The sequence below is a fragment of the Nocardia sp. NPDC060220 genome, assembly GCF_042727815.1.
Taxonomy (GTDB): Bacteria; Actinomycetota; Actinomycetes; order Mycobacteriales; family Mycobacteriaceae; genus Nocardia.
In genome coordinates this window covers 1-2,750 of sequence record NZ_JBHWZY010000889.1, presented here as the reverse complement: position 1 = coordinate 2,750, position 2,750 = coordinate 1, and the positions used below count along the sequence as shown (strand labels likewise).

At 59.5% G+C, this 2,750-nt stretch carries 2 protein-coding genes and 2 pseudogenes; all 4 read right to left on the bottom strand.

The genetic code is table 11. From position 1 onward, the window contains the following. Positions 1 to 141 precede the first annotated feature (141 nt). Positions 142 to 309: pseudogene (locus ACFWF3_RS31285) on the bottom strand (WXG100 family type VII secretion target); the annotation flags it as partial. 33 nt (positions 310 to 342) lie between these two features. Beyond that, entirely contained in the window at positions 343 to 666 is a 324-nt protein-coding gene (locus ACFWF3_RS31280) for a WXG100 family type VII secretion target (RefSeq protein WP_378661991.1), read from the bottom strand. Between the two features lie 351 nt (positions 667 to 1,017). Beyond that, positions 1,018 to 2,247, bottom strand: a complete 1,230-nt coding sequence (locus ACFWF3_RS31275; RefSeq protein WP_379317343.1) for a hypothetical protein — start codon at positions 2,245 to 2,247, stop codon at positions 1,018 to 1,020. 26 nt (positions 2,248 to 2,273) lie between these two features. Further along, positions 2,274 to 2,750 (bottom strand): annotated as a pseudogene (locus ACFWF3_RS31270) (hypothetical protein); the annotation flags it as partial.

The following is a 2,750-nucleotide window of genomic DNA, read 5'->3' as shown; positions in this document are numbered from 1 at the left end:
GGGTTCACCGATTCGAGCATCTCGGTGCTCCAGCCGCGGAACGGTCCACCCGACGCGGTGAGCACGAGGCGGTCGACCTCCTTCGAGGGTGGTGTTGAGCTGCTGCACGTGGGTGTTCCACTGCGCCTGCAGCTGAGTGAACGCATCGTTCGCGTCACCAGCCCAGTTGTTGGTGACGAAGTCGGTGACCTGCTTGTGGAAGTCCTCCAGCATGGTCATGATGCCGCGGGCATCCTGGACGATGCGCTGAGCACCGGCCTCGACCTCGCCGAAGTTAGCGGAAATCCGCGTGACGTCGTTGCCTGCCATCGATGGCTCCTTACTAAGTGTGGTGGGGTCGGATCAGAGAGCGGGGAGGTCGAGCGAGCTGACCTGGGCCTTCACCTGCGAGGCGAAGTCGTGGTCCTGCTCGTCGTAGGACTTACCGGCGTTACGCAGGTTCTCGCAGGTCTCGAGGAGCTTGTCGTTGAGCTTGTCGGCCTGGAAGTAGTAACGCTCCATGAAGGAGTCGAACGCTGCGCGGGCGCCACCACTCCACGTTGCGGTGGTCTGGTCCTCCAGCGTCTTCAGCGCCTGGATCGCGGTAAGCAGATCCTGGTGCTTGGACTCGGAGGTCTTCACGAAATTGTCAATTTCGGTTGCACTGGCACTGAGCTGACCCGCCATGGTGTCTTCCTTCCGATTTGCTGTGCTGGGAGTCGGGAGCAACTGCTCCGGTCGACCCGTTCATATGATTGGACGCGAGCCAGGGTGGATCGGTTCCCACATCTTCCGAGATTTTTTTCGGCCCCCGGGATGACGCCGATGTCCACCCTGCTGTACCTGCGGATTCATGGCTCCGCCGTCGCCCTGGCGACACGAGGCCTACATGTCCGCGAAGCTTTCCCCCTCCTTCCCCTGCCACAGCCCGAGTCACAAGGCCAGCGGCACTTCGCGTATCACCATACCGATCGCGGCGCTGTCTGCACACCCCACTCCCGCCGCCGTTGTCGGACAGGAGCATGTGTGCAACGTCAGCTACTGGGCGTTGGCGAAGACGGCATACTGCGCGGCCGCACGCTGATGCGCGTCATTGATCTGGTGGCTGCTGACGAGCCCGACATACTGCCGGTAGCGCACCGAGCAGGAGAACCGCTTGATGTCACTGGAGGTGACCTTGTTCTCGATGCAGTTGGTAGCGGGCACCTCGGTGGGCGAGTTCGCCGGGCCGAATCGCGGGCCCTCGAACATCCCAGCCTGGAACTTCTCCGCGGCAGAAGAGTCTCGTGCCCGGAAAACGGTTGCGTCCCATCCGATCCCGATGTGATCGACGCCGGTCTCCTCGTACAGACCCCGGTGTTCCTGCTCCGCACGTTGTACCTGCAGGAAACCCTGGAGGCCGTACGATGCCGACCGCGTATCTTCCGGCCCGCCCAGCTGTTCGCGGTTCAACGCACGTTCCAATACATGGGCAGGATCGTGTTCGAGCATCAGTATTTCCATCGGCGTGAGCGCCGGCAACTTGTCGAGCCGTGGCAACTGGGCATCCAGGACTCGGCCGGCCAGATCCTTCAATTGCGGCAGATCAGCTGACGGCAGACCCACCTGCAGGCTCACGACGTAACTGCCTCGCGCGATATTCGCGGCCATGCTCGGTATTCCGGGGCGCCAATGCGCGTGGGCAGCCGGGTACTTGTCGATTGTCAGCTTCTGATTCTGGTCAGCGGCTACCTGGAAGTCGAGGACCCCGATCGATTCGGCCGCGCGTCTTGCGGCATCCTCGTCCGGAAATTGCATTACACGCATTCCGAAATATGTCGGTTTGAGTGAACGCTGAGTATCTGCCAGGACGTCATCGCCGGGCGATAGGGCAAATGTGCCGAAGTGTTCTTTATCGGTGCTCCCGGTACTGAATCCGTAAAGCAGCCGATGCTCTTTGAGTGATGGCTTCACCGTATCGCTGAACTCGCTCAACAAGGTTTCGGATGTAAACGAACCCCAGGCCCCGTACTTCAGGCTCGGATCAACATCGGTGCCGAGTACGAGATGGTCGGCCAGGCGCATAGCTGCTAGTTCCTGGCCGTACTTGTAGCCGTGCTTATACTGATAATAAGCGCTGACCGGGAGCGTCTGGTACTTTCCTACATCCAAGGTTCGGACATCGATTTCGCCTGCGATCGCCGTTCCGTCGACGTTCGATCCGCAGCCTGATGCCAAAATCGACGAAATAACAGCTGCGACCGCAACTTTAGCAATATGTTTGCGCATGGTCTGTCCTCGCTTCCGTCTGGCTATTATTTGGAGTTCGCCAATAGCGAGTACTGGGCCGAAATTCGCTGATGTGCATCGGTTAGTTGGTTTGCGGATATCTGGGCCGCATATCTACCGAAGGTGATGGTGCAGTAGAACCGCGGGTTGACACCGCGGAATTTTTCACGATTTTCGTGACATTTGGCAGACGGCAGACCTGGTGGGCTCGGTGCCACAATGAACATGCGGCCGCGTTCGCCCCGTCGCTTCTCCAGTAGTTGTGCGGACTCTGTGTTCTTGGTCCGATACAATTCCCCGCCGTTGAAAGCGGCCACGTCAACGCCTGTTTCATCGAACAGTCGCTGGTCTTCAGTGATATTTAGCGAGACCTGCAATGCGCCATGCTTCTGATATGCAGTAGGGATCGTGGCACCGTCAGTTACAGAGTCGTTGGTAGCAGGGACTGTCATGGCAAGAATCCCGTCGACATCGCGGTCCAGCGTGCTCCATTTATCGCGCGG